This window comes from Sphingobium xenophagum, assembly GCF_031457465.1.
Taxonomy (GTDB): domain Bacteria; phylum Pseudomonadota; class Alphaproteobacteria; order Sphingomonadales; family Sphingomonadaceae; genus Sphingobium; species Sphingobium xenophagum_A.
The window spans coordinates 16,489-40,989 of the sequence record NZ_JAVDWV010000022.1 but is presented as its reverse complement, the minus strand read 5'-3'; the positions used below and the strand labels follow the sequence as shown (position 1 = coordinate 40,989).

At 62.3% G+C, this 24,501-nt stretch carries 17 protein-coding genes and 1 CRISPR repeat array; of the genes, 10 read left to right on the top strand and 7 right to left on the bottom strand.

What is annotated here, in order from left to right; all coding sequences use genetic code 11:
* Nucleotides 1–65 precede the first annotated feature (65 nt).
* On the bottom strand, nt 66–1,895 hold the full coding sequence (locus J2W40_RS18455; protein ID WP_310227423.1) for a flavin-containing monooxygenase: 1,830 nt from the start codon (nt 1,893–1,895) through the stop codon (nt 66–68).
* A gap of 169 nt (nt 1,896–2,064) precedes the next feature.
* Here J2W40_RS18455 and J2W40_RS18450 point away from each other — a divergent pair, with 169 nt between their 5' ends.
* From J2W40_RS18450 to J2W40_RS18410, 9 genes are all read left to right on the top strand, one after another.
* Nucleotides 2,065–2,910: an SDR family NAD(P)-dependent oxidoreductase gene (locus tag J2W40_RS18450; protein ID WP_310227422.1), complete on the top strand. Its 846-nt coding sequence runs from the start codon at nt 2,065–2,067 to the stop codon at nt 2,908–2,910.
* A 2-nt stretch (nt 2,911–2,912) separates the two neighbouring features.
* The gene (locus J2W40_RS18445; RefSeq protein ID WP_310227421.1) at nt 2,913–3,788 is read left to right on the top strand and encodes an alpha/beta fold hydrolase; all 876 of its coding nucleotides are present in this window, start codon (nt 2,913–2,915) and stop codon (nt 3,786–3,788) included.
* Nucleotides 3,789–4,036: 248 nt separating this feature from the next.
* Nucleotides 4,037–7,465, top strand: coding sequence for a type II CRISPR RNA-guided endonuclease Cas9 (gene cas9 / locus J2W40_RS18440; protein ID WP_310227420.1), 3,429 nt, complete (start codon nt 4,037–4,039; stop codon nt 7,463–7,465).
* 18 nt (nt 7,466–7,483) lie between these two features.
* Complete coding sequence (cas1, locus tag J2W40_RS18435; RefSeq protein WP_310227419.1) at nt 7,484–8,407, top strand: type II CRISPR-associated endonuclease Cas1; 924 nt, start codon at nt 7,484–7,486, stop codon at nt 8,405–8,407.
* A 29-nt stretch (nt 8,408–8,436) separates the two neighbouring features.
* A complete protein-coding gene (gene cas2 / locus J2W40_RS18430) occupies nt 8,437–8,742 on the top strand; it encodes a CRISPR-associated endonuclease Cas2 (RefSeq protein WP_310227418.1) in 306 nt (101 codons plus the stop codon).
* A 72-nt stretch (nt 8,743–8,814) separates the two neighbouring features.
* Nucleotides 8,815–9,312: direct repeats of the CRISPR family, unit length 36 nt; unit sequence ATTATAACCGCTCAGAGATCGCGGTCCAGCGGCAAC.
* A 487-nt stretch (nt 9,313–9,799) separates the two neighbouring features.
* Nucleotides 9,800–12,475, top strand: a complete 2,676-nt coding sequence (locus J2W40_RS18425; protein ID WP_310227417.1) for a TonB-dependent receptor — start codon at nt 9,800–9,802, stop codon at nt 12,473–12,475.
* Between the two features lie 108 nt (nt 12,476–12,583).
* The gene (locus tag J2W40_RS18420; protein ID WP_310227416.1) at nt 12,584–13,270 is read left to right on the top strand and encodes a DUF6250 domain-containing protein; all 687 of its coding nucleotides are present in this window, start codon (nt 12,584–12,586) and stop codon (nt 13,268–13,270) included.
* A 19-nt stretch (nt 13,271–13,289) separates the two neighbouring features.
* The gene (locus J2W40_RS18415; RefSeq protein ID WP_310227415.1) at nt 13,290–16,007 is read left to right on the top strand and encodes an exo-rhamnogalacturonan lyase family protein; all 2,718 of its coding nucleotides are present in this window, start codon (nt 13,290–13,292) and stop codon (nt 16,005–16,007) included.
* 2 nt (nt 16,008–16,009) lie between these two features.
* The gene (locus J2W40_RS18410; protein WP_409050404.1) at nt 16,010–17,332 is read left to right on the top strand and encodes an oligogalacturonate lyase family protein; all 1,323 of its coding nucleotides are present in this window, start codon (nt 16,010–16,012) and stop codon (nt 17,330–17,332) included.
* Nucleotides 17,333–17,413: 81 nt separating this feature from the next.
* Here J2W40_RS18410 and J2W40_RS18405 read toward each other — a convergent pair whose 3' ends face one another.
* From J2W40_RS18405 to J2W40_RS18395, 3 genes are all read right to left on the bottom strand, one after another.
* On the bottom strand, nt 17,414–18,193 hold the full coding sequence (locus tag J2W40_RS18405) for an SDR family NAD(P)-dependent oxidoreductase (RefSeq protein ID WP_310227414.1): 780 nt from the start codon (nt 18,191–18,193) through the stop codon (nt 17,414–17,416).
* A 520-nt stretch (nt 18,194–18,713) separates the two neighbouring features.
* Nucleotides 18,714–19,085, bottom strand: coding sequence for a hypothetical protein (locus J2W40_RS18400; protein WP_310227413.1), 372 nt, complete (start codon nt 19,083–19,085; stop codon nt 18,714–18,716).
* The gene (locus J2W40_RS18395) at nt 19,082–19,747 is read right to left on the bottom strand and encodes an EI24 domain-containing protein (RefSeq protein WP_310227412.1); all 666 of its coding nucleotides are present in this window, start codon (nt 19,745–19,747) and stop codon (nt 19,082–19,084) included. Before J2W40_RS18395 ends, J2W40_RS18400 begins: the two co-directional genes overlap by 4 nt.
* 140 nt (nt 19,748–19,887) lie before the next feature.
* On the opposite strand from J2W40_RS18395, the gene J2W40_RS18390 reads away from it, so the two are divergent.
* Nucleotides 19,888–20,889: an adenosine kinase gene (locus tag J2W40_RS18390; protein WP_310227411.1), complete on the top strand. Its 1,002-nt coding sequence runs from the start codon at nt 19,888–19,890 to the stop codon at nt 20,887–20,889.
* Nucleotides 20,890–20,928: 39 nt separating this feature from the next.
* Here J2W40_RS18390 and J2W40_RS18385 read toward each other — a convergent pair whose 3' ends face one another.
* From J2W40_RS18385 to tsaD, 3 genes are read right to left on the bottom strand one after another with little or no spacing between them, the layout of a single operon-like run.
* Complete coding sequence (locus J2W40_RS18385; protein WP_310227410.1) at nt 20,929–22,449, bottom strand: lipopolysaccharide biosynthesis protein; 1,521 nt, start codon at nt 22,447–22,449, stop codon at nt 20,929–20,931.
* A gap of 21 nt (nt 22,450–22,470) precedes the next feature.
* The gene (locus J2W40_RS18380; protein ID WP_310227409.1) at nt 22,471–23,442 is read right to left on the bottom strand and encodes an NAD(P)H-dependent glycerol-3-phosphate dehydrogenase; all 972 of its coding nucleotides are present in this window, start codon (nt 23,440–23,442) and stop codon (nt 22,471–22,473) included.
* A gap of 13 nt (nt 23,443–23,455) precedes the next feature.
* Nucleotides 23,456–24,490, bottom strand: a complete 1,035-nt coding sequence (gene tsaD / locus J2W40_RS18375) for a tRNA (adenosine(37)-N6)-threonylcarbamoyltransferase complex transferase subunit TsaD (protein WP_310227408.1) — start codon at nt 24,488–24,490, stop codon at nt 23,456–23,458.
* Nucleotides 24,491–24,501 lie beyond the last annotated feature (11 nt).

Genomic DNA, 24,501 nt, shown 5'->3' with positions numbered 1-24,501 from the left:
TATTGCGAACGACGGGGCGATCCCAAACGAAGGCCGGTGGCCGGGCGGCGTCCTCCCCTCGGCGATCATGACCGCAACTCCATGCCCGCAAGGTCACCGCGCGCGCGCCAGTCCTGCAACAATGTCTGGAACGCGCCCCAGCCGGGACCGTAGCTGCGGAACAGCGCCCAAGGCGCCTTTACCTGACCTTCGTTGGTGAAATAGCTTGGCGTACATTCGATCTGGAAGGCGGAGGTGTCATATTCCACGTCGTGGAAATGCTGGACATAGGCGTCCTGCGCGTCCGCCGTGGTTTCGACCGAGACCGCGCCTTTTGCCATCGTCGCATGGATGATATGGGCGATATGTTCCGCCTGCCGCCCGAACTGTTCGGTGACGCTGGCGTTAAGGCCGCCCTGAATATAGCCGATGAAGAATTGGTTGGGGAAACCATGGGTCATCGTGCCGTGCAGGGTCTTGGGTCCGTTCGCCCAATGGTCGTAGATGGAGACGCCATTGCGGCCCTCCACCACGTCGATGCCCCAGCGGCGCTTGAGGTCGCTGGTGACTTCAAAGCCGCTGGCGAAAATCATGCAATCGACATCATAATTGACGCCGTTCGAGACGAAGCCCGTCTCCGTCATCCGCTCCAGCCCTTTCGCGTCGGACACGTCGACCAGTTGCACATTCGGCTGATTGAAGGCGGCGTAGAAGTCGTTGCTGGAGAGCGGGCGCTTGCACAGGAAACGATACCAGGGCTTGAGTGACGCGGCGGTCGCCGCGTCCTTGACCATCTCATCGACGCGGGCGCGAAGCCGTTCCATGACGCGATAATCCACCACTTCACGGCGGGCCATGAATTCTTCGGGCGACAGTTCCGGCCAGCCTTCGGCTTCTAGTTCGGCGTGGAGGTTGCGCGCGATTTCGGTCCAGATATCGCAGATCAGATCCTGCTCACCGGGCAGGAAAAATTCCATGGCGGCGCGATGGAAATTGGCTTGGCGTTCGGCCTGCCAGCCCGGTTGCAGCGATTCCGCCCAATCAGGATCGGTCGGCGGATTGGGCCGTTCGTCCACGGTCGATGGCGTGCGCTGAATGACGTAGAGATGCTGCGCATAGCGGGCGAGATGCGGCACGGCCTGGATCGCGGTGGCCCCGGTGCCCAGGATCGCGACGCGCTTGTCGGCCAGCCTGTCCAGCACCGGATTTTCGTAGCTGCCGCCGGTATAGCCATAGTCCCAGCGGGCGGTGTGGAAGATCTTGCCCTGATAGCGGTCTATCCCCTCGATCCCCGGCAGCTTGGGCATGTTGAGGACGCCGCAACCCATGATGACGAAGCGGGCGCGAAAATGATCGCCACGGCTGGTTTCGACATGCCAGCGCTGGAGTGTATCGTCCCATCTGAGCGCGGTGACGAGCGTGTGGAACAGGGCGCGGTCGTGGAAGCCGAAGCGCTGAGCGATCTGTTTGATATAGGCCTGAATCTCCGCGCCGTCGGCGAATTTCTTCGACGGCATGAAGCCCGTTTCTTCGAGCAGCGGCAGATAGCAATAGGCGTCATTGTCGCACTGGATGCCGGGATAGCGGTTCCAGTACCAGACCCCGCCAAAATCGCCGGCATGGTCGATATTGCGGAAATCGGTGACGCCCTGCTTGGTCAGATGATAGCCCGCCAACACCCCGGCAAAGCCTCCGCCCAGCACCAGCACGTCGAGTTCCTCGACCAGTGGGTCGCGCGGGGTGACGGCCATGTGCGGGTCGACATCATAGCTGTGCGTCATGTCGTCGGTGGTCGGTTGATACTGCGCCTGCCCGTCACCGCGCAGACGCTTGTCGCGCTCCTCGCGATATTTTGCGCGCAGCGTCGGGATATCGAATGTATCGGGCGCTGGCGTCCGGGTGGGAGTGCAGCTCATATCCGCTCCATGGAAGCTTGTTCTTTCCAGCAACTAATCAACAACCCTGTTCATTTGCAATGCGGCCTGCGTGGTTAGCGCGGGAGCGATGTTTCGCTACGCCCCCTGTTTAGGGCTTGGCCGCGCGGGCTAGGTTGAGCGCGTAAAAAGCGGGATGAGGATGTCGGACATGGCGCAGCAATTGATGGATTTCGCGGGCCGGACGATCATCGTCACCGGCGCGGCGGGCGGCGGCATCGGCACCGCGACGACGAAGATGCTGGCGCAGGCGGGCGCGACCGTGATTGCCGCCGGACGAACGCAGGCCAAGTTCGACGCGCATATCGCGCCGCTGATTACGCAAGGGTTGGCGATCGTGCCGGTGATCGCCGATGTGGGCACGGACGAAGGCGTGGCGAAGGTGATGGAGGCGGCAGTGGCGGCCCCCGGCACGCTCCATGGCCTGGCCAATGTGGCGGGCGGGGCCGCGCCGCAGACGTGGATGCGAGCCGAGCGGGTGACGCGGGCGGACTGGCGCGCGTTGTTCGAGCAGAATCTGGAGACGATGTTCTTCATGAGCCAGGCGGTGGCGCGGGAATTGCGGGCACGGGGCAATCCGGGTGCGATCGTGGGGGTTTCGTCGATCAGCGGGCTGAACAGCGCGCCCTATCATATCGCCTATGGCACGGCGAAAGCGGCGATCGTCGCGGCGACCCGCACGCTGGCGACCGAATTGGCGCTGGATAATATCCGCGTCAATACCGTTGCGCCGGGCATGACGATCACGCCGGGATCGGGCGCCTATATTGACGAGGACATGGCGCGGGACCAGGCGGCGATCGCCATGGGGCGGCGCGCCGAGCCGGAGGAACAAGCGGGCGCCATCGCCTTTCTGCTGTCCGACCTGTCGAGCTATATCACCGGGCAGACGATATTGGTGGATGGCGGGTTGAACCTCAAATGGACGCATCTGGGCGCGGACAATACGTCGCTGTTCCTGAAGAATGAGGATTTCCGTGCGGCGATAAAGGCGTAACAATGAGCGGCATGAGTGCAATCGAGAGACAGGCCCTGCGGGGCGCCGGCGTTGATCTGGCCGCCGACGTGACCGGGCCGGTGGATGGCCAGCCCATCCTGTTCCTGCATGGCAGCGGGCAGACGCGGCAAAGCTGGGGCAAAGCGCTGATCGAGGCGGCGCGCCATGGGTTTCGCGCGCTGTCCATGGATTTGCGCGGGCATGGCGACAGCGGATGGTCGCCCGATGGACGCTATGACCTGACCGTCTTTGCCGATGATCTGCGCGCGGTGCTGGCGCAAATGGACCGGCCGCCGGTGGTGGTGGGTGCGTCGCTGGGCGGGATCGTCGGCATGATCGTGGCGGCCGCCGATCCCGCCGCGATCCGCGCGCTGGTGCTGGTGGACATTACCGCGACCGTGGACATGGAGGGCGCGAACGAGGTGATCGCCTTCATGAACGCCGGGTCGGACGGCTTTGCCTCGATCGAGGAGGCGGCAGCGGCGGTTTCGGCCTATCTGCCCCATCGTGACAAGCCACAGAGCAGCCAAGGGCTGGCGAAGAATTTGCGGCAGCGCGGCGCGCGCTGGTATTGGCATTGGGACCCGGCCTTTATGACGATGGGCGTGGATGCCAAACAGGAGGCGGAAGGACCGACCGTGCTGGAGACAGCGGCGCGCGGGCTGACCATCCCCACTTTGCTGATCCGGGGCGGGCGCAGCCGGATCGTGACCGAGGAAGGGGCGCGCGTCTTTCTGGAGATGGTGCCGCATGCCGACTATGTGCATATCGACGGCGCGCATCATATGGTGGCGGGCGACGCCAATGATGCGTTCAACGATGCGGTGTTCCGATTTGCCGATCGTCAGGTGGAGGGATCAGCGCAGGATGACGGTTGACGCGCACAAAAAAGGCGACGCCGGAGCGTCGCCCTTATCTGGTGCGTACTGACACTTGTTAACTGCCAGACCGCGATCTCTGAGAATTTAAGGTCGCACAAGATTCCATCGTCGTCAATAGTGACAATAGTCGACAGACCCATTTCGGCGCAGGATTTGCCTTGACCTTAATCAAGTAACTTGGCCCATTGGATTTTCTCTTCTGGGGGTGGATGGTCATGACAGGCAAAGGGCATAGATATTGGCGCTTGGGCGCTGACCTTGGGGCCAATTCGCTGGGCTGGGCCGCGATCGAGCTTGATCCGTTGGACGATGGCAAGCCGAAGGGCATCCTCGCTGCCGGTTCCCGTATTTTCAGCGATGGCCGCGATCCCAAGTCGGGCGCATCGCTCGCGGTGGATCGGCGCGATGCGCGGGCGATGCGGCGGCGGCGGGATCGCTTTCAGCAGCGGCAGCGGGCCTTGCTGAAATATCTCGTAGCTGACGGGTTGTTTCCTGAGGGCGAAGCCGAACGCAAGGCGCTGGCGGCGCTCGACCCCTATGCGCTCCGCGCGCGGGCGCTGGATGAGGCGCTGTCGCTGCATGAATTGGGCCGGGCCTTGTTCCACCTCAACCAACGGCGCGGTTTCAAGTCGAACCGCAAGGCCGATCGGAAGGCGGATGATGATCCCGGCAAGATCGCGGACGGCATAGAAAATTTGAAGACTAAAATCCGTGAGGCGGAAGCGGAAGCCGGCGCTGAGCCGGAAAGCTGGACTTTTGGTAAATGGCTGCATGAGCGCCGTGCTCATGCGCCTGATCAGAATTGCATCCCTCGTGTTCGCACTCGCCTTGGTCCTCAAGGAGAAGATGCGAAAGATGGCTATGATTTTTATCCTAGCCGTCTTTTGCTCGAACAGGAGTTTACCGCAATCTGGGAGGCGCAAGCGCCGCATCATCCCGATGTGCTGACTGACGACGTGTATAATCGCCTGTTCGAGATCGTCTTTCATCAGCGCTCATTGAAGGCGCCGCGCATCGGCAAGTGTACCTTGATTCCGGGTGATGAACGCCTGCCTAAGGCCCATCCCCTGTTCCAACGCCGTCGCTTGCTGGAGGAACTCAATGCGCTAATGATTGTGCGAACAGGTGAGGTAGCGCAGAGATTGACGCATGAAGAACGGAATCACCTTTTATTGCTGCCGCCTAACTCGAAAGGACAAATCACTTTCGACAATATGCGCAAGGCGCTTAAGACTGATGCGCTGTTCAATAAAGAAAGCGAAAATAGAAGCTTTATTCTGGGCGATGAGATCGTCGCACAGATGGCGAGTAAGAAGCGATTCCACACGCTCTGGCACCATCTGTCCGTTGATCAGCAATGCGATATTATCAACAAGCTGCGCTCCATCCAAAGTGAGTCTGATGATACTGCCTTCTGTGAATGGCTGGATAGAAACTACGATCTCACACCTGAACAGATTCGTACCATTGCCAACACCTCACTGCCTGAGGGCTTTGGTCGTTTCGGACGTGCGGCTACTGAACGGCTAATTGAAGCGCTGACAAATGGTATAACACCAGAAGGTCGCAAGCCTGAAGCGCCCTCAATCGCTGCGGGGCGAGTTATCGTTTACAGCGAAGCCATCGTGAAAGCCGGCTTCGCACACCATAGTGACCTGCCATCCGGTGCAGAATTGGAATGGAAAGGAGAAAAACCACCAAAGCCTTGGCAAGTCCCATTGCCCTATTATGGCGTGGCGCTGGAGCGGCACATCATGCCCGGCACGGCAGAATTATCCGATTCGGAGGAAATGCGCGTCGGTCGATTGACCAATCCCACCGTGCACATCGGTCTCAATCAGTTGCGCCGCGTATGCAACATACTCATCCGCAAATATGGCCCGCCCGCCGAAATCGCGATCGAACTGGCGCGCGAATTGAAGCTGACGTATGAACAGAAGCGGGAAGAGCAGAAGAAGAACAATAAAAATCGCCTAGACGCAGAACAGCGTTCACAGAAACTTCTGGGTCAGGATCGAGATGGGAACCAAATCGGTCAACCGATTGCGCGAGATACGGGCGCGAATCGCGTGCTACTGAAACTCTGGGAAGAGTTGAATCTCGACAATTGCCTGGATCGTTGCTGTCCCTATAGTGGCGAACGCATTACTATCGAAATGCTCTTTTCTGCGAATGGCCTTGTCGAAGTTGATCACATATTGCCTTTCTCGGCCACGTTGGATGACAGTAACGCGAACAAAACCGTTTGCCTCCGTTCAGCGAACCAGGTCAAGCGCAAACGAAGCCCATATGATGCGCGCGACGACCTTAGAAACCGTTTTGGTACAAAAGCGGATTGGGAAGCCATTGCTGCCCGTGCGGCCCATATGCCCAAGAACAAGCGCTGGCGTTTTGAGCCTGATGCTATGGAGAAGTTTGAGAATGAAAGTGGCTTTCTGGCGCGTCATCTGAAGGATACCCAGTATCTCTCGCGGCTTTCGCTTGAATATCTCGGAACCCTCTACCCCGAAAAGGGTGAAGGGACCGGCCATATCTGGGTTTCGCCCGGCCGCTTGACCGAGATGGTGCGGCGCAAGTTGGGCCTCAATGACCTGTTGCCCGATCATAATTTCGGCGGCGGGGCGGATCAGGCGAAGAACCGGCTTGACCACCGCCACCACGCGATCGATGCAGTTGTAGTGGCGATCGTGGATCGCCGGATGCTGACGGCAATGGCCACGGCATCCGGCCAGGAGGGCGCGGAAGGGCGTGAGCGGATCAAAATCGATCCGCCATGGACAGGATTTCGCGACGATCTGCGCACGGCCGTCAATGCCATTACCGTCAGCCATCGTACCGATCACGGCACGGCGTCGAAGGCGGGCCTGCCCAAGGGCAAGGACGCGACCGCCGGGCGGCTGCATAATGACACCGCCTATGGCTTTACCGGGGAAACAGATGCCAAGGGCAACAGCATCGTGGTGCGCCGGGTGCCGCTATCAAGCTTCAAGAAGTTGGCCGATCTCGACCGTATTCGCGACCCTGAACTGCGGGTTGCGCTCTATCAGCATCTCGATGGGCTAGAGGGCAAGGCGTTCGAAAAGGCGATCAGTGAATTTGGCAGTCGTGAATGGCACCCTTATGGCGGCGTTCGCCGTGTGCGTGTGACCGAACCGCTGAGCGTCATTCCCATTCGTGACCGAAATGGACATATCTACAAAGGCTATAAAGGCGATTCCAACTACAGATATGATGTGTGGGAATTGCCGGGAGGCAAGTGGGTGACGAGTTGGAACGACATAGATGGGACGGCGCTGTCGAGTGTCGTTTCCACTTTTGATGCGCATCAGTCTGATGTCCAGCCGAAGCCCCATCCCGCAGCGCGCAAGGTTCTGAGCCTTCATCAAAATGATCTGGTGGCGATTGAACGAGACGGGGAGGAGCGAAAGCTGATGCGTGTCGTGAAATTTGGCCAGAATGGTCAGATTACATTAGCGGAGCCGCAACAGGCGGGCGATTTGAAACGTCGCGATGCCGCATCCAATGATGATGATCCGTTCAAATATTTCTCCCCCACATGTGGGGGCTTGAAGAAGGCCAAGGCGCGCCAGGTGCGGATCGACGAGTTGGGCCGTGTGCTTGACCCCGGCTTTCCCCCGCGCAAGAAGCAGCGCAAGACGCGCAAGCCGAGCTGAGCGGACACGGCGACAGGCATGGACCGGATCGTCGATATCGCGACCGACGGCCGTCATCTGTCGGCCTATCGTGGTTTCCTGATTGTGTCGCAGGATCGGGAAGAAGTCGGCCGGATACCGCTGGACGATGTCGCCGCCGTGATCGTCCATGCCCATGGCATAAGCTGGTCCACCAACCTGATCGTCGCGCTGGCGCAGCGGGGCGCGATCATGCTGTTGTGTGGCAGTAATCATGCGCCGGCCGCCGTCTGCCTGCCACTCGACGGGCATCATGCCCAAAATAGCCGCATCCGCGCGCAATGGGAGGCGGGCAAACCGCTGTCCAAACAGCTTTGGCGGCGGATCGTCATTGCCAAGATCCGCTGGCAGGCGGCGATTTTGGAGGCCAATGGCGTGTCGGCATCCGCATTCGACCTGCTGGCGCGCCGTGTCGGGTCGGGCGACCCGGACAATGTCGAGGCGCAGGCCGCCCGCCGCTATTGGCCGCTGCTGATGGGCGAGAGTTTTCGTCGCGACCGCGATGCGGAGGATATCAATGCGCTACTCAACTATGGCTATACAGTGCTGCGGTCACTGTGCGCGCGCGCCGTGGTTGCATCCGGTCTGCACCCTTCGATCGGGGTGCATCATGCCAACCGGACCAATGCCTTTGCCCTGGCGGACGATCTGATCGAGCCTTTTCGGCCGCTTGTCGATGGACTGGCGGTGCGGATGGCGGCGCGCGGTATTGACAGGGTGACGCCCGAAGCCAAGCGCGCCTTCGCCGGGCTGATCGCGCTCGACCTGGCTGGGGCGGACGGCACGACGACGGTGGCGGGTGCCGCCAATCGCGCCGCCCAAAGCCTGGCGCGCGCGTTTCAAAGCGGGCTGGCAAGCGACATCATTCTTCCGGTCCCGCCTTCTGCCCTGGAACTGGCCGGGCTCGACGCGCTGCTCCCGTGAGCGCGAGCCAACTGAGCGGATATCGCCTGATGTGGATTTTCGTGATGTTCGACCTGCCGGTGGGTACCAAGGAGCAAGCTCGTGCCGCCACAAAATTTCGCGAGTTCCTGCTGGACGAAGGCTTTGAGAAAAGCCAGTTTTCCGTCTATGCTCGTTTCTGCAACGGCAAGGAACAGTTTGAAACCTACATGCGGCGAGTCGAAGCAAAGCTCCCCGATAATGGTGACGTCCACATCCTCAGTTTCACGGACCGGCAATATGAGAATATCGTGCGATTTTCAGGGCAGCGGCGCAGGCGGCAAAAGAAAAATCCCGACCAATTGGCTTTGTTTTAGCGATTCGGGTCGTTTTGAAGGCGGCCGATCCGTCGTTATCGCTTTGGTTTTCAATGCGATAACGACGGATCTATTATAACCGCTCAGAGATCGCGGTCCAGCGGCAACGCGCCACAAGGGCGACCGGATTGGGGGGAGATTATAACCGCTCAGAGATCGCGGTCCAGCGGCAACTACGCATATGTGTCCGCGCCATGACCGACGATTATAACCGCTCAGAGATCGCGGTCCAGCGGCAACTCTATTCGGCCCTGAGCGCTGCATGTTCGTATTATAACCGCTCAGAGATCGCGGTCCAGCGGCAACCCCTATGGCTACGCACCGGATATCGCCGAGATTATAACCGCTCAGAGATCGCGGTCCAGCGGCAACCATGAGGCACCGCCGACCACGGGTATCCTGATTATAACCGCTCAGAGATCGCGGTCCAGCGGCAACATTTTGAAGCGGCTCTTATCCGCCAGCCAGATTATAACCGCTCAGAGATCGCGGTCCAGCGGCAACCGCACCGTCAACAGGTCGTTGGATGTCGCCATTATAACCGCTCAGAGATCGCGGTCCAGCGGCAACGCCTTATCAGCGTTCCCAAGTTGCGCGTGATCATAACCGCTCAGACATCTTTAATAATCCGCTGACGGTGAGGGCAGCAAAAGTTTGCTGCATATCGGCGTGCGATGAGAGTGGCGGATGATCCACCTAACCGTTGCACACAGCCCTATTCAAAACGTCGTGGTTCCTCTGTCCCTCGCGAAACTCGCCCGGCCATTCCCGTACATCGTTCCCGTGATTGCCAGAGGCAGGCCCTGATTGTCGGGCAATCCACCCACATAAACGGCTCGTCGCGCAAATACTTCGATTTGCCGCAAAATTTCCCCGCCGTAAAAACTCCATATATAGATACGTGAGTCCAATATATGGAACATAACGACATTGTGGCGAATGAGGCGGCGGTTCAAGTCGCTCATTGCTCCAACGCGCAACCACTTGTGTGTATTGATTATGGGGAGGAAGGTTGATGAAGTTTTCTGGGAATTGCGCTTGGGTTTCGCGCACCGCCGTGGCAGTTTCTCTGCTTGCTGCCGGCCCGGCAATCGCGCAGCAACAGGAGGCGGCCAGCGATAGCGACATCGTCGTTACGGGTATTCGCAGCAGTCTGCAGGGCGCGTTGAACGCCAAGCGCAATGCGCCGCAGGTGCTGGACGCGATTTCCGCCGAAGATATCGGCAAATTCCCTGACAAGAATATCGGCGAGGCGCTTCAGCGTGTGACCGGCGTGCAGATTTCGCGTGCCGATGGCGAAGGCGCTGGCGTGACCATTCGCGGTGCCGACCCGTCGCTCAATCGCGTCGAGATCAATGGCACGACCGCCCTGTCCACCACGGTAGGCGGCGGCCGCGATGTCGATTTCCGCGACCTGCCCTCCGAATTCGTCAACCGGCTCGAAGTCGTCAAGTCCGCTACCGCCGACATGACGGAAGGTGGCGTCGGTGGCACCGTGCGCGTCATTACCCGGCGCCCATTCGACAATGGCGGCAAAACCTATGTCGCGGGATCGGCCCAGGCGATCTATTCCGACATTGCCGACTATATGGACCCGCGCGTCGCCCTGATTGCCAGCGACACCTTTGCCGACGGCAAACTCGGCATATTGGTGTCGGGCACGTTTGAAAACCGCAATGTGGAAAGCCATCAGGCCCGCACCACCGGCTGGGTTCGGTTGGACAGCGACCCGACGACGCCGGGCTTGCAGGCTTATGATTTGAACAATGACGGCGCGGCCGACTTTTTCCCCGACATTCCCCGGTACGTCATCAACCGCCTCGAAACGCGGCGCTATGCGCTGAACGGCATATTGGAATGGCGGCCGAGCGACGATCTGACCGCCTATGTGGAGGGCAATTGGACCCGGTCCAACCAGTCGGTCACATCGCAATTCTTGCAAACAGGGACCAGTGGTGGATTGGTTGATGTCGCCAATACCGTCATCGGGCCGGACAATACCGTCACCCATCTTGAAATGATCAACAATCCCGCCCTGGCGCAGACCAGCCAATTGGGCGTATCCTATCGCAACATATTGGGCGACATCCGGCGCACCACCTATAATCTCGCCGTGGGTGCGGATTGGACCAGCGGCAACCTGAAGCTCAGCCCCAAAATCTCCTATTCCAAGGCGCAGGCCTATAATAACGAGATTAATGCCACGGCGGCTGTGACGGGCATGTCCAGCCTGATCGTTGATTATAATAACCCGCAGCAAGCACCCCAGATCATTTTGCCCAATGATCCGACGACGATCGCCGGGATCAACCAGCTGACCGTGCTGCGTCGCCCGCGTTATGACGATCAGGCGGAAAAAATGGCGAAGCTCGACGCCGAATATACGTTCGACACCGGCTTCCTCACGTCGATCAAGGTGGGTGGTCAATATCGCGACCTGACCGTCAAGAGCCGCTTCTACAGCCGGACGACGACGCTGAACGGCTTTAGCAATCCTGCGGTGCAGAGCCAGATCAGCGCGATCGTTGCCGGTAATGCAGGCCTTGGCACGTCGCCCTTCTTCAACACCGGAAATCTGGGCTTCGATGGCGGCTATACCGGCTGGCTGAACATGACCCAGGCGGTCGCGGATGCGGTCGGCGTGCCCGATCCGTTCGCGCCAGGCGGTTGCCCCGCCAATGCGGATGGCACTTGCCAGGTCTTCACCGACACATGGGAAGTCGGCGAGCGCAACATTGCGGGCTATGCTCAGGCGGCTTTCGCCTTTGATGTCGGATCGGTAGCGGTCAGCGGCGTTGCCGGTGCGCGTGTCGTCAATACGCAGGTCGATACGTCCGGTTTCCTGCGGACGGCGCAGCCAGGCGGTCAGCCCGCGCTGATCAGCCCCGTTGCCTATGACAGCAAGAACACCGAGTTCCTGCCATCCATAAACCTGAAAGCCGAACTGATCCCGAACACGCTGATGGCGCGTTTGACCGCCAGCGAAGTGATGGCCCGCCCACTGCCACAACAATTGGCCCCGCGCTTTACGCTGGACGTTGTGGGCTTGTCGGGCTCACGCGGCAATCCCGCGCTCCAGCCGTTCCGGGCACGCCAATATGATGCGGGTCTGGAATATTATATCAACAAGACGAGCTTTGCCTCGGTGACCTATTTCCGCAAGGAAATCGGTTCCTTCATCCAGAATACGACGGAGCCGTTCACGGACGCCAATGGTGTCACCTATGCGATCACGGTGCCGAGCAACGGAACGCAAAAGGTGACGATCAACGGCATCGAAGCGGGCGCACAGGTCGCGTTCGATTTCATCAACGTGCCTGTGGTCAAACATATGGGCGTGATCGCGAACTTCACTTACTCGAAGGATAGCGGTTATGAAGGCAAGGACTTCTTCACCGGCGATTCCCTGCCGTTCCAGGGTCTGTCGCGCAAAAGCTACAATATTTCGGCCTATTATGAGGATGATGTCTTCAGCATCCGTGGCGCCTATAATTGGCGCTCGAAATATCTGATCACGGCGGTCGGGCGTGGCAACAACCCCGAATTCGGCGAAGCCTATGGCCAGCTGGATGCGTCGCTCAACCTCAATCTGATGAAGGATGTCTCGCTGTTCCTGGAAGGCGTCAACTTGCTCGATGCCACGCGCAAGGAGAATGCCAACAGCATCTATCGCCGCACGATCATCGAAACCTTCGGGCGTCGTGTCTATGGCGGCATTCGGTTCAAGCTCTGATCCGCTCCCCCGTGGTTCCCCTTCTGGACCACGGCTCTTGCTGCGGGATCTCCCCCTTCTCCCGATCCCGCAGCATTTCTTCGTTCAGCCTGAACCGGGAATAGCGCCATGTTCAACCGCCGCACGATGCTGATGTCGCTGATGCTGGCACCGGTCGCCGCACGCGCGGATGGCGGACGGACCGTGTCGGGCGATGACTTTCGCGGCGGCCTCGAACAATGGCGGATGGAAGCGATCGGCGATGCCCGCGTCTCGGCGCGGAATGGCATTTTGGACATCGACGCTCCCGCCGGTGCCACGCTCTGGTTTCTGCCCGCCCTCGTGGCTCCCGTCGCGATCCGCTATGAGGTACGGGCGGTGGCCCAAGGCGGACCCCATGATGCGGTCAGCGACGTCAACGCCTTCTGGATGGCGACCGACCCTGCCGTTCCCGATGGGTCGGTGCTGGGGCGGCGGCGTAGCGGCGCGTTCGAGGATTATGATAGGCTGAAGACCTATTATGTCGGCATCGGCGGCAACCGCAACAGCACGACGCGGATGCGCCGCTATGTCGGCCGGGTGAGAGAGCGACCGTTGCTGCCCGACCATGACCGACTGGCAAAGGCGGACATGCTGACACCCAACGCCTGGTTCGCCATTGGCCTGATCGCCGACGGCCATCATATCGCGGTCGAGCGCGATGGCGCGCCCTTGTTCGAGATGGACGATCCAGCCCCCTATCGCCGTGGTCATTTCGGGCTGCGCACCACGCAGAGCCACATTCAGGTACGCAACCTGACCATCACCCATGGCTGACAAAAGGAGTGGAACGCCGATGAAGACCGGGATCATAGTCAGCCGCAGGGACAGCCTGAGGCTTGGCCTGCTGACCGGCGCTTCGGCGCTCCTGCCTGCCGCTGCACGGGCCGCGCGTGTGCGTGGGGACAGCTTGCCGTCGACGCCTGTGCGCTGGATCGACGATGCCGCGCCCCCGCTTTCGCTTGGCCAGACCTTTGGCGTGCCATGGCCGCAAGGGGCATTGCGCGCCGGAAACGCCCTGTCCGTCAACGACGCCGAGGGCAAGGCCGTGCCATCGCAGCATTGGCCCTTGGCCACCTGGCCGGATGGATCGCTCAAATGGACCGCCCATGCGTTGCCAGCCGAAAATACCCCGTCGGCAAGCATGACGGTCGTCCAGGGCAAGCCCGTCGCGCCCCGCGCGCCGGTCCTGTTGCGCGAAACCGCCGACCGGATCGTGATCACCGTCGGCTCGGTCCAGTGGACGATCGGCAAGTCCGGCAATTCGATCATCCAGTCGGCAAAAGCAGGCCAGCGGACCGTCATGGGATCGCTGGCGCTGATCGCCAGTGTGGACAGCGTACCGCAAGGCGGCGAGCGCAGCCATTTCACCGGCAGGATCGACAAGGCGACGGTCGAACAAAAAGGGCCGGTGCGCGCCGTCGTGAAACTGGAAGGGATGCATGAGGGGCAGGGGCGCGCCTGGCTGCCGTTCGTCCTGCGCCTTTATGCCTATGCAGGGGCCGATCATCTGCGGGTCGTGCATAGTTTCATCTTCGACGGCGATCCGGCCAGGGATTTCATCAGCGGCCTCGGCCTGCAGGCGCAGGTGCCGATGGATGCTGCCCCGCACGACCGTCATGTGCGGATCAGCACGGGCGCGGACGGATTGTTCAGCGAAGCGGTCCGGCCGCTGACGGGCCTTCGCCGCGATCCGGGTGCGGCCGCGCGCAAGGCGCAGATTGCGGGGCAGGCCGTGGCCATGGACGATATGGCACCTGCGGTCCGCAATCTGCTCGACCGCATCCCGACCTGGGGCGATTTCACGCTGAGCCAGCTCTCCGCCGACGGCTTTGCCATCACCAAGCGAACCAAGGCCGGGCAGGCGTGGATTGATGCGACGTCGGGAACGCGCTCGCAAGGCCTTGGCTATGTCGGATCGCCCACCGGCGGCGTCGCGATCGCGGCGCGCTATTTCTGGCAGCGGCATCCCGCACAGATCGACATTCGCGGGGCCGACACCGACCAGGCGTCGCTCACCGCCTGGCTCTGGTCCCCCAACGCACAGCCGATGGACATGCGCCCTTACCGGGACGTCATGGGCATGGAAGCCTATGCCGCCCAGAATGAAGGCCTCGACATCACCTATGAGGATTATGAGCCCGGCTGGGATGACGCGACCGGCGCGGCCCGCACCAGTGAACTGACCCTCTGGGCCTGCGCGGCAACGCCCGGCGCGGCGCGTCTGGCGGCGATGGCGCAGGCCAATGCGACGCCGCCGCAACTGATGGTGACGCCCGAACGCATCCGTGCAGCCGATGTGCTGGGCATCTGGAACCTGCCCGACCGATCCAGCCCGTTGAAGGCGCGGATCGAGGATCAACTGGTCAATCTGGTCGATTTCTATGCCGATGAGGTCGACCGGCGCGGCTGGTATGGCTTCTGGAACCATGGCGACGTCATGCACACTTATGACGAGGATCGGCACGTCTGGCGCTATGATATTGGCGGCTATGCCTGGGCCAATAGCGAATTGTCGCCTGACCTGTGGCTTTGGTATGACGTGCTGCGCAGCGGCCGGGCGCGCGCATTCCGCCTGGCCGAAGCGATGACCCGCCATACCGGCGAGGTCGATGTCTATCATCTTGGCCGCTTTGCGGGCCTTGGTACGCGGCATGGCGTCCAGCATTGGAGCGACAGCTCCAAACAGCCGCGCGTGAGCAACGCGGCCTATCGTCGCATCTTCTATTATCTAACTGGCGACGAACGGGTGGGCGACCTGATGCGCGCTTTGGTCCCCTCGGACCAGGCGCTGACCCATGTCGAGATCGGCCGCAAGGTGCCCGGTGCTGAGCGCAAGACTCTCCCCGAAGGCGTCGTGGATTTCAGCTTCGGCACCGTATGGGGGTCGCTCGCGGCGGCCTGGCTGACAGAATGGGAACGGACGGGCGACGTGCGGTGGCGGGACCGGCTGATCGCCGGCATGGATAGTATCGGGCGATTGAAATATGGCTGGCTGGCGGGCAGCGCGCCCTATGATCTCAAATCCGGGCGCTTCATCGGGCCGGGCGACAAAATATCCATATCGCATCTCAACGCCGTATTCGGGGCGTTTGAAGTGAATGCCGAATTGCTCCAACTGATCGACGTGCCGCGCTATCGGGCGGCATGGCTGGATTATTGCCGCTGGTTCAACGCCTTGCCGCAGGAATGGGACGCGCATTTTTCTCTGCCCTTCGGCAAGCGGAACCTGAAGGACGGACATTCCCGCCTGACGGCCTATGTCGCGCGGGAAACCGGCGATGCCGTGCTGTCCACACGCGCCGCGCGGGAGTTTTTGGGAGGCGAGGCCGGATTGGGACTGTCGGATGGCGACCCACGGATCGCCCATAGCGGCCCCGATTTTGTCGGCCCGACCGTCGAGTGGCCGGGGGTCTCCACCAACGCCGCATCGCAATGGGGATTGGCGGCGATTCAGAATCTGGCGCTCATTCCCGACGCACTGGAATGGGCCGCCGCAGAAAAGAGGAATTGAGGATGCGCAAAGCGATGATCGGATGGGCCGCGATGGCGGCGGTGGGCCTCGCCGGGGCCGCGCAGGCAAAGCCCGCCGCCGAATGGATCGACCAGACGACCGGCCACCGTGTCCTGCGGCTGACCGACCAGCCGGGCAGCGCCAGCCTCTATTTCCATCAGAACAGCTATACGCCCCAGGGCGACAAGATGGTGATATCGACGCCCGACGGCATCGCGGTGATGACGCTGGCCGACTGGACCATCAAGCCGCTGGTCAAGGGCAAGGATCTGCAATTGCTGTTCACCGGGCGCAAGACCCGCACGGCCTATTATGCCAGCCGCAAGCGCGATGACGGGGCGGGGGGCACCAGCATCTTCGTGGCGGATATCGACAGCGGCAAGACCCGCAAAATCGCGACGGTCAATGGCGGGTCGATAGGGTCGATCAATGCCGACGAGACGCTGCTGCTTGGCCAATGGGCCGCCAGCGACAAGCCGCTTCAACCCGACGGCACGCAAAAGGCCGGGACGCCGGAGATCAAGCAGACCTTCGGCCAGGCCCATTATGCCGCCAACGGCCCTGACGGAAAGCCGCTCAGCTTTGCCGAAGCCAAGGAAGTGCGCCTGAACGAACGGCTGGAAGCAAAAATCCCGATGGAGATCTTCACCATCGACATCCGCACGGGCGAGCGGAAGGTCGTCGTCGCCTCGACGGATTGGCTCAACCATATCCAGTTTTCGCCGACCGATCCCGGCCTCATCATGTATTGCCATGAAGGGCCGTGGCACAAGGTCGACCGGATCTGGACGATCCGCACCGACGGCAGTGGCAAGCAACTGATCCACAAGCGGATCATGAACATGGAAATTGCGGGCCATGAGTTCTTTTCGCCCGATGGCGCCTGGATCTGGTATGATCTGCAGACGCCACGCGGGGAAGTCTTCTGGCTGGCGGGCTATGAGATCGCCACCGGGCGGCGGCAATGGTATCATGTCGATCGCAACCAGTGGTCGGTCCATTATAACCAGGCACCCGACATGCGCCATTTTTCAGGCGATGGCGGCGACAGCGAGATGGTCGCCCACGCGCCCGATGGCAAATATCTCTACCTCTTCACCCCGCGCGCCATACCAGATGTCGCGGGCATTCATGCGGACAACGCCGCCGACCTGATCGCGCCGGGCACGTTCGGGGTCGAAAAGATCGTGGACATGCGCAAGCATGATTACAGGCTGGAACCCAACATCACCTTCACGCCCGACGGCAAATGGATGATCTTCCGCTCCAATATGGACGGCGCGCCGCACATCTATGCCGCTGAGATAAGCAAAAGCGACGAGTGACAGGCGGATATATGGCAGTCGCGAACACACTGTCGCAGACGATGGCGGCGTAGGTTGAGCCATATATATTTCGGCTGAACGCTATATGCCCCCGACAGTAACGGTAGCACCGCCATCTACAACAATGGCTTGCCCCGTAATGTAGCGCGATGCGTCGGAGGCCAGGAAGACGGCCGTACCAGCGATATCGTCAGGCTCGCCGATGCGTCCCATGGGCGTTCCCGAAAGGGCCGTCGCCAGATTATCCGAATCTTCCCAAAGGGCGCGCGCAAAATCGGTACGGATCAAGCCGGGCGCGATGCAGTTCACCCGAACGCCGGCCGGGCCATATTCCACCGCCAGATTGCGCGCCAACTGGAAATCGGCCGCCTTGGAAATATTATAGGCACCGATCACAGGCGATCCGCGCAAACCGCCTATCGACCCGATCAGGATGATCGACCCATGGCCCCTCTCCGCCATGCGGGGACCGATCATCGACGCCAGCCAGTGATTGGCAAGAACATTGTTCCGCAATATCTTTTCGAACTGGTCGTCGCTGATCCCCGCCATCGGGCCATAATAGGGGTTGCTAGCCGCATTGCAGACCAGAATGTCGATTGCGCCCAGCCTGTCGGTCGACCGCGCAACCAAATTTTCGAGAGCGGCCTTATCGCCGATGTTGGCGGCAATCGCCGTGGCGTGCCCACCACTCAGAGCGTTGATCTCCTCCGCGACCAGGTCACAAGCGTCCTGATTACGCGACGACACGATCACATCGGCCCCTTGTGCCGCCAGTCCATGCGCAATGGCGCGGCCGATGCCACGCGATGATCCGGTAATGATGGCTCCGCGGCCAGTCAGATTGAATGGGTTGGTCATTGTGATCTCACATTGCTGAAATACCGCAGTCGAGCTTCCTCACCGTTGCGATCGGTTAACAACACTTGGGCACCTTCGCACGCAAACAATCTCGCGGTCGCGGTGCGCAGACCTTGCGCAGCGCCCTTCACCGAAGCGATCGCCACCGGGCCGACACGGCTCACGCCCACTTAAAGCCAATGCGCTGCATCGTCGGCCGCATTGTCGCAGGCGCGATCCGCTCATGCGGTCATGCCTCTAAATCCTATTGCCCTTCCAAAGTAGGATTTCCTCTGATCTATCCTTGGCGATGGACCTGCACGCCTTCCGCCTTCGCCACCCGCTGCCGATACTTGCCGCGCCGTTGCGCATCTGTGACCCATTTGGCGCGTCGGCGACGCATGAGCGGCGCGTGGCTGTGACCTTGCAGCGCCTTCGCTGTCGCGTCGGCGGTACGTCACCATGGCGATTGCGCCCAAAACCCCCGAAAAACCTACCCCTGCAACGGCGTGAACTTCAACCCTGTGACCCTGTCGATCGGTTATTTGGTCCGCAGCGCGGTCGCACAAGCCGCCGGATCGACATCCGATCCCGTCGGCGTCCGCGCGTCCACATGCGTTACCACCGGCTCTTTCCCCGGTGCGGGCGCGTAAAGATAGGCGTCCAGCACGCAACGGCCATTGGCGAATTGCAGTTTGCGCACCGTGGTTTCGCGAATGTCGAGCCGGGGGGTACCGAACAGTCGGGTCAGTGCGCCCGCATCCGATCCCATCAGCGGGCCTTGTTTGGAAAAAGCGCTGGCCGGGGGACCAACGGGTGGCATTGTGCCGGTGCGCGGCACCACCGTGCCCGCGCCACAGGCGGCAAGCGGCAGCGACAGCAGTGCCGCCACAAGGGGACGCAGGGATGTCATGCGGATTTCCTTTGGCCATGCAGCATATGCACCGCCATAGCCGCGCTCCAGATCGGTGCAAGCAGGTTGACCAGCGGCAGCAGGAAGGCGATCGCCGACAACAGCCCCATCAGCCAGCGGCTGCCCCCTCCGATCGGCGGCAGCGCGGGATGACGCGGCTCGACCATATCGGCCATGTCGCGCCCCAGCAGATAGGCGTTGAGCGCCAGGAACAGAGCGATCGTTCCCACCCCGGTCACCAACAGGAACAGATAGGCGGGCAGCGCCAGCAAATTCCACCCCAGCGTGCGGCGCACCGAGGCCAGCGCATAGCGTCCGCTCCGCGCCCAGCCGACCGAGCGCGCCGTGGCCGCAGCTTCGGGATAGGACTGGCGCTCGACCGCCTCGATGATGTCGTCGGCAAACAGGCCCATCACCGCCATCGCCGTCGCCCGGAACAGCAGCCAGCCAAGCGCCACCACCGCCAGCGCGGTCACCGTCGCTTCGGCCAAACCGCCCCCACCCCAGCCATAATGGAGCCGCAGCGCATGAAAGCCCGCCCATATGCCCCCGCCCAGCGCGACGAAGATCAGCAGCGTCAGCGTCAGCGTCTTGAGCAGCAGCCGCAACGCCGCACCATGGAAGAGGGAGGGGAAAGCGCGCAGCGCAGCGGTCAGGATCATGGGGCCGACTATCCGCGCCATGGCCATCGCCGTCAATCGCCCTGTCCTGTCGCTCCCGCCATGAGCGCCGGTTGCACCGCGCGGGCCGCGCCTATAGAGACGGCGGGATTTTTCTTTCTTCTCTGGCCCAAGGAATTTGTGTGACCTCTCCCGCCCCCACATTGGATGTCGTTGCGATCGGCAACGCCATTGTCGACGTTCTGGCCCGTAGCGACGACGCCTTCCTCGCCGAACATGCGCTGACCAAGGGCGGCATGCAGTTGATCGACGCCGACATGGCGGAAAGCCTTTATGCCGACATGGGCCAGGCCAAGGAAATCAGCGGCGGATCGGCCGCCAACACGCTGGCGGGCCTTGCCGCGCTGGGAAAAAGCTGCGGCTTCATCGGTCAGGTCAATGACGACCAATTGGGCGACGTGTTCGCCCATGACGTCCGCGCGCTCGGCATCCGTTTCGACACCCCCGCCGCCACCGGCGATATCCCGACCGCGCGCTGCCTGATCCTGGTGACGCCCGATGCGCAGCGGACGATGAACACCTTTCTGGGTGCCTCGCAATTCCTGCCCGAAGCCGCGCTCGACCTCGACCTCATCCGCTCGGCGGGCATCCTCTATCTCGAAGGCTATCTCTGGGACCCCGAACAGCCACGCGCCGCGATGCGCGCCGCGATCGACGCCGCACGCGGCGCGGGGCGCAAGGTCGCCTTCACCCTGTCCGACAATTTCGTGATCGACCGCCATCGCGCCGATTTCCTCGACCTGATCGACAATGGCCAGATCGACATCCTCTTTTCGAACGAGGGCGAAATCCAGTCACTCGCCGCCGTCGAGGGCTTCGACAAGGCGCTGGCCCTGTTCGCCGGCAAGGTGCCGGTGCTGGTGTCCACTCGTAGTGAAAAGGGCGCGGTCGCGATCGTCGATGGCGTCCGCTACGAAGCGCCCGCCGCTCCGGTAACCGAAATCATCGACACGACGGGCGCGGGCGACTTGTTCGCTGCAGGCTTCCTTGCCGCCCATATCGACGGGCGCGGCGTCGAAGACTGCCTGGCGCTGGGTGCCGCCGCCGCCGCCGAAGTCATCTCCCACTGGGGCGCTCGCCCCGAAGCCGATCTCGGCATCATCCGCGACAAGCTCTTCGCCTGACCAAACAGAAAAACGGAGGGGTGCTACCCCTCCGTCCGTTCAATCCACCTTCTTCTTGCGAAACAGCGCCCGGTCTTCGGAGCCAAAGCCCCAGCGCCAGATGACGAAGCCATAGGCCCCCAATATCGCCCAGATTCCGACCGCCAGTTCGACCCATTCGAACCGGGGTGGCAGGGCGACGAAGCCCGCCCCGACCAAGCTGGCAACCGCCGCCGCGCTCAGCAGCGACCAGCGCCAGGCATTGATCGGCGCACCCAGCAAGCGCGAGAGCAACCGTGCCTTGACGAACGCCCCGATGCCCAGCGACAGGCACAGCGCCAGCGCCGGTGCCGCCGCCACCCACATGGGCGGCAATTCTATCGCGCGCGCGCCCAGGATCAGCGCGAAACTGAACGCCGCCTGGCACCCGATCATCCCCAGCGAGATCATCAGATTGCGATGCCGGGCAATATAGACCAGAGCCGATTCGCTGACGACCGCCGTCGCCGCAATGACTTCGGCGAGCAGCAGGAAGCCCAGCGCCCCGGTGCCCGCGACGAAATTGGGACCGACCAGCCCCATCACTGCTTCGCCCGGAATGGCGAGCGCCAGCGCAATCCCCGCCTGCGCCGCGATGATCCAGAAACCCACCTGGCTCACCTGTCGCGCAATGCCCGCAAGGTTGTTTTCGGCCAGGTTGCGGGTGATGACCGGCCCAAGGATCGGGTCGAAACTGGTCTTGAGCTTTTGCGGCAGCGACGCGACCTGCTGAGCGACATAATAGACGCCGATCACCGCCGGGCTGACGAACAGGCCCAATATCGCCATGTCCAACCGCCGCGATCCCCATTCGACGCCATCGGCCGCCGCCAGCGGCAGGTTGCGCCGGGCCATCCGCCACAGTCGCGGAAAATTAGGCCGCCAGCCCGTCGGCATGCCATAATGGCGCACCATCGGGATCAGCGACGCGATCAATGCCGCGCTCATCGCCATAGCATAGGCCATGATCAGGCCGTCCCGCCGGGAGTAGAAGGAAAAGGCAAAGACCGCGATGCTGATCGTCCACGGCTCGATGATCGCCCGCGCCCGCACTGTCGCGCCGACATCGAAGCGATAGGCGCAGGCCGCCAACGCCACGTCCGACCCCGCAACCGCGATCACGATGAAGGCCAGCAGCCGGTCGAGGCCATTAATGCCGCTATTGGGGAACATCGCCTGTGGAAAGACGAGCAACAGCGCCGCCCCTAGCAGCGATGCGGTCAGCGTCAGCACCATCGCATCGGTCACGACATGATTATGCGGCCGCTCGGTCTGACTGAGCGCGCCTGCCAGCCCGCGCTTCAGCCCCAGCGTGGCGAGTTGCGCAACGAACTCCACCACCAGCACCGCATAGGCGAAGCGGCCCAGCGCTTCGGCACCATAGACGCGCCCGGCGATGAACAGGAAAGGCAGCCGCGCGGCGAGCCGCAGCAGGAAGCCGAAAATATTGGTCCGCCCGCCCTTGGCCAGGGCAGCGATATCATCCTGATCGCTCTGCGCAACCGCAGCGGCCGACGGGCTCGTGGGATTATCTGTAGACAAATGGATGCTGCGGCGCGGCGGCTATTCGGGACGCAACGGGCGCGCCAGCAGCGCGTCGATGACCTGGGCGAGCGGCACGGCGTCGGCCAGCAGAGCACACACCGCGTCCACCACCGGCATTTCGACCCCTGCCGACAGCGCAGCCGCGCGCAGCACCGGCGCGGTGAACGCGCCTTCGGCCACGGTGCGGCGGTTGGCGAGCAGGTCGGCAGCTGCCTGCCCCTCGCCCAGCCCCTTGCCCAGCGAGAAATTGCGCGAATTGGTGGACGAGCAGGTAAGGACGAGATCGCCCAGTCCCGACAGCCCGCCCAGCGTCTCGGCCCGCGCCCCGCGCGCCAGGCCAAAGCGCGTCATTTCGGCAAAACCGCGACTGATCAGCGCCGCCCGCGCATTGAGGCCCAGCCCCGCGCCCTCGGCAACGCCGCACGCGATCGCCAGCACATTCTTGACCGCGCCGCCAATCTCCGCGCCGATCACATCGTCGGACAGATAGGGGCGGAAAGCCGGTCGAGCGATCCGTTCAGCAAGCCGCTGGCCAAGCGCCGCATCCTCGCAGGCCAGAGTGATCGCGGTCGGCAGGCCGCGCGCCACTTCATGCGCAAAGGTCGGGCCGGACAGGACGGCGATCGGCGATCGCGGCTGCGCCTGTTGCGCGACCTCCGACATCAGCAAGCTGGTTCCCGCCTCGATCCCCTTGGAACAGAGTAGCAGCGGGACGCCCGCGGGTGCCTGCGCCACGACGCTGCGCAGATGCTGGGCGGGGCTGACCACCAGCAACAGGTCGCAATCGGCCATATCCGCCATCGCGCCGGTCGCGGCGATCGAGGGCGAGAGCGGGATGCCCGGCAGATAGAGCGGATTTTCCTGCGACCCATTGACCGCGTCGACCACCTCGGCCTCAAGCGCCCACAGCCGCACCGCCTGTCCATCGGCGGCCAGCAATTGCGCCAGCGCCGTGCCCCAGGCCCCTGCTCCGATAACGCCCGCCTTCATGCCTTCACACTCTTCATGCTTTGACTCCGGCGCCGCGCGCCTTTTCCGCTGCCGGGTCGAGCGGCCAGCGCGGCCGGGCGGGGAAGGTCAGATCGTCAACCAGCCCCACGGCATAGCGCTCCGCCCCGGCCCAGGCGATCATCGCCGCATTGTCGGTACAAAGCCACAGCGGCGGCGCGACGAAGGGCAGGTCATGCTCCGCCGCCAGCGCTTCGAGCGCGCCGCGAATCGCCTGGTTGGCGGCGACGCCCCCGGCGACGACCAGCGCCGTCGCAGGCTCGTCCGACCCAAGCGCGCGGCGGGTGCGGTCGATCAGGCAGTCGATCACTGCCTGCTGAAAGCTCGCGGCGATATCCTGCGTCGAATAATGCCCTGACTGGACCGCGCGCATCACTGCGCTTTTGAGGCCTGCGAAGGAAAAATGCGGCTCGGCGGTGCCGACCAGCGGGCGGGGTAGCGGTACAGCCTTGGCATTACCCTGCGCCGCCGCCTTTTCGACCAGCGGACCGCCTGGATAGCCCAGACCCAGCAGCTTGGCGGTCTTGTCGAACGCCTCGCCCGCCGCATCGTCGATCGTCGTCGCCAGCCGCGCATAATCGCCCGGCCCGCGCACCAACAAAATCTGGCAATGGCCGCCCGATACCAGCAGCAGCATATAGGGGAATTGTAGCGTCCGGTCGGCGAGGCGCGGCGACAGCGCATGGCCCTCCAGATGATTGACCGCGATCAAGGGCTTATCCGCCGCATGGGCCAGTGCCTTGCCGGTGACCAGGCCCACCATAACCCCGCCGATCAGCCCCGGCCCGGCGGTCGCGGCGATCACATCGACGTCGGCCAATGTCATTTCCGCATCCGCCAGCGCCGCCGCGATCAGGGGCGTGAGCGCCTCCACATGCGCGCGCGCGGCGATTTCGGGCACGACCCCGCCATAGGGGCGATGCGCTTCTTCCTGCGTCGCCAGGCGATGGGCCAATATCCGCCCGTCGGCCGTCACCAGCGCCGCTGCGGTTTCATCGCAGCTCGATTCCAGGCCAAGGATGATTGTCATTGCCGCTTCCA

What these genes read in the sequence shown, in the direction of transcription:
- J2W40_RS18455 (WP_310227423.1), bottom strand. Translation starts at nt 1,895, where the DNA reads ATGAGCTGCACTCCCACCCGGACGCCAGCGCCCGATACATTCGATATC.
- J2W40_RS18450 (WP_310227422.1), top strand. Translation starts at nt 2,065, where the DNA reads ATGGCGCAGCAATTGATGGATTTCGCGGGCCGGACGATCATCGTCACC.
- J2W40_RS18445 (WP_310227421.1), top strand. Translation starts at nt 2,913, where the DNA reads ATGAGCGGCATGAGTGCAATCGAGAGACAGGCCCTGCGGGGCGCCGGC.
- cas1 (WP_310227419.1), top strand. Translation starts at nt 7,484, where the DNA reads ATGGACCGGATCGTCGATATCGCGACCGACGGCCGTCATCTGTCGGCC.
- cas2 (WP_310227418.1), top strand. Translation starts at nt 8,437, where the DNA reads ATGTGGATTTTCGTGATGTTCGACCTGCCGGTGGGTACCAAGGAGCAA.
- J2W40_RS18420 (WP_310227416.1), top strand. Translation starts at nt 12,584, where the DNA reads ATGTTCAACCGCCGCACGATGCTGATGTCGCTGATGCTGGCACCGGTC.
- J2W40_RS18415 (WP_310227415.1), top strand. Translation starts at nt 13,290, where the DNA reads ATGAAGACCGGGATCATAGTCAGCCGCAGGGACAGCCTGAGGCTTGGC.
- J2W40_RS18410 (WP_409050404.1), top strand. Translation starts at nt 16,010, where the DNA reads ATGCGCAAAGCGATGATCGGATGGGCCGCGATGGCGGCGGTGGGCCTC.
- J2W40_RS18405 (WP_310227414.1), bottom strand. Translation starts at nt 18,193, where the DNA reads ATGACCAACCCATTCAATCTGACTGGCCGCGGAGCCATCATTACCGGA.
- J2W40_RS18400 (WP_310227413.1), bottom strand. Translation starts at nt 19,085, where the DNA reads ATGACATCCCTGCGTCCCCTTGTGGCGGCACTGCTGTCGCTGCCGCTT.
- J2W40_RS18395 (WP_310227412.1), bottom strand. Translation starts at nt 19,747, where the DNA reads ATGATCCTGACCGCTGCGCTGCGCGCTTTCCCCTCCCTCTTCCATGGT.
- J2W40_RS18380 (WP_310227409.1), bottom strand. Translation starts at nt 23,442, where the DNA reads ATGAAGGCGGGCGTTATCGGAGCAGGGGCCTGGGGCACGGCGCTGGCG.
- tsaD (WP_310227408.1), bottom strand. Translation starts at nt 24,490, where the DNA reads ATGACAATCATCCTTGGCCTGGAATCGAGCTGCGATGAAACCGCAGCG.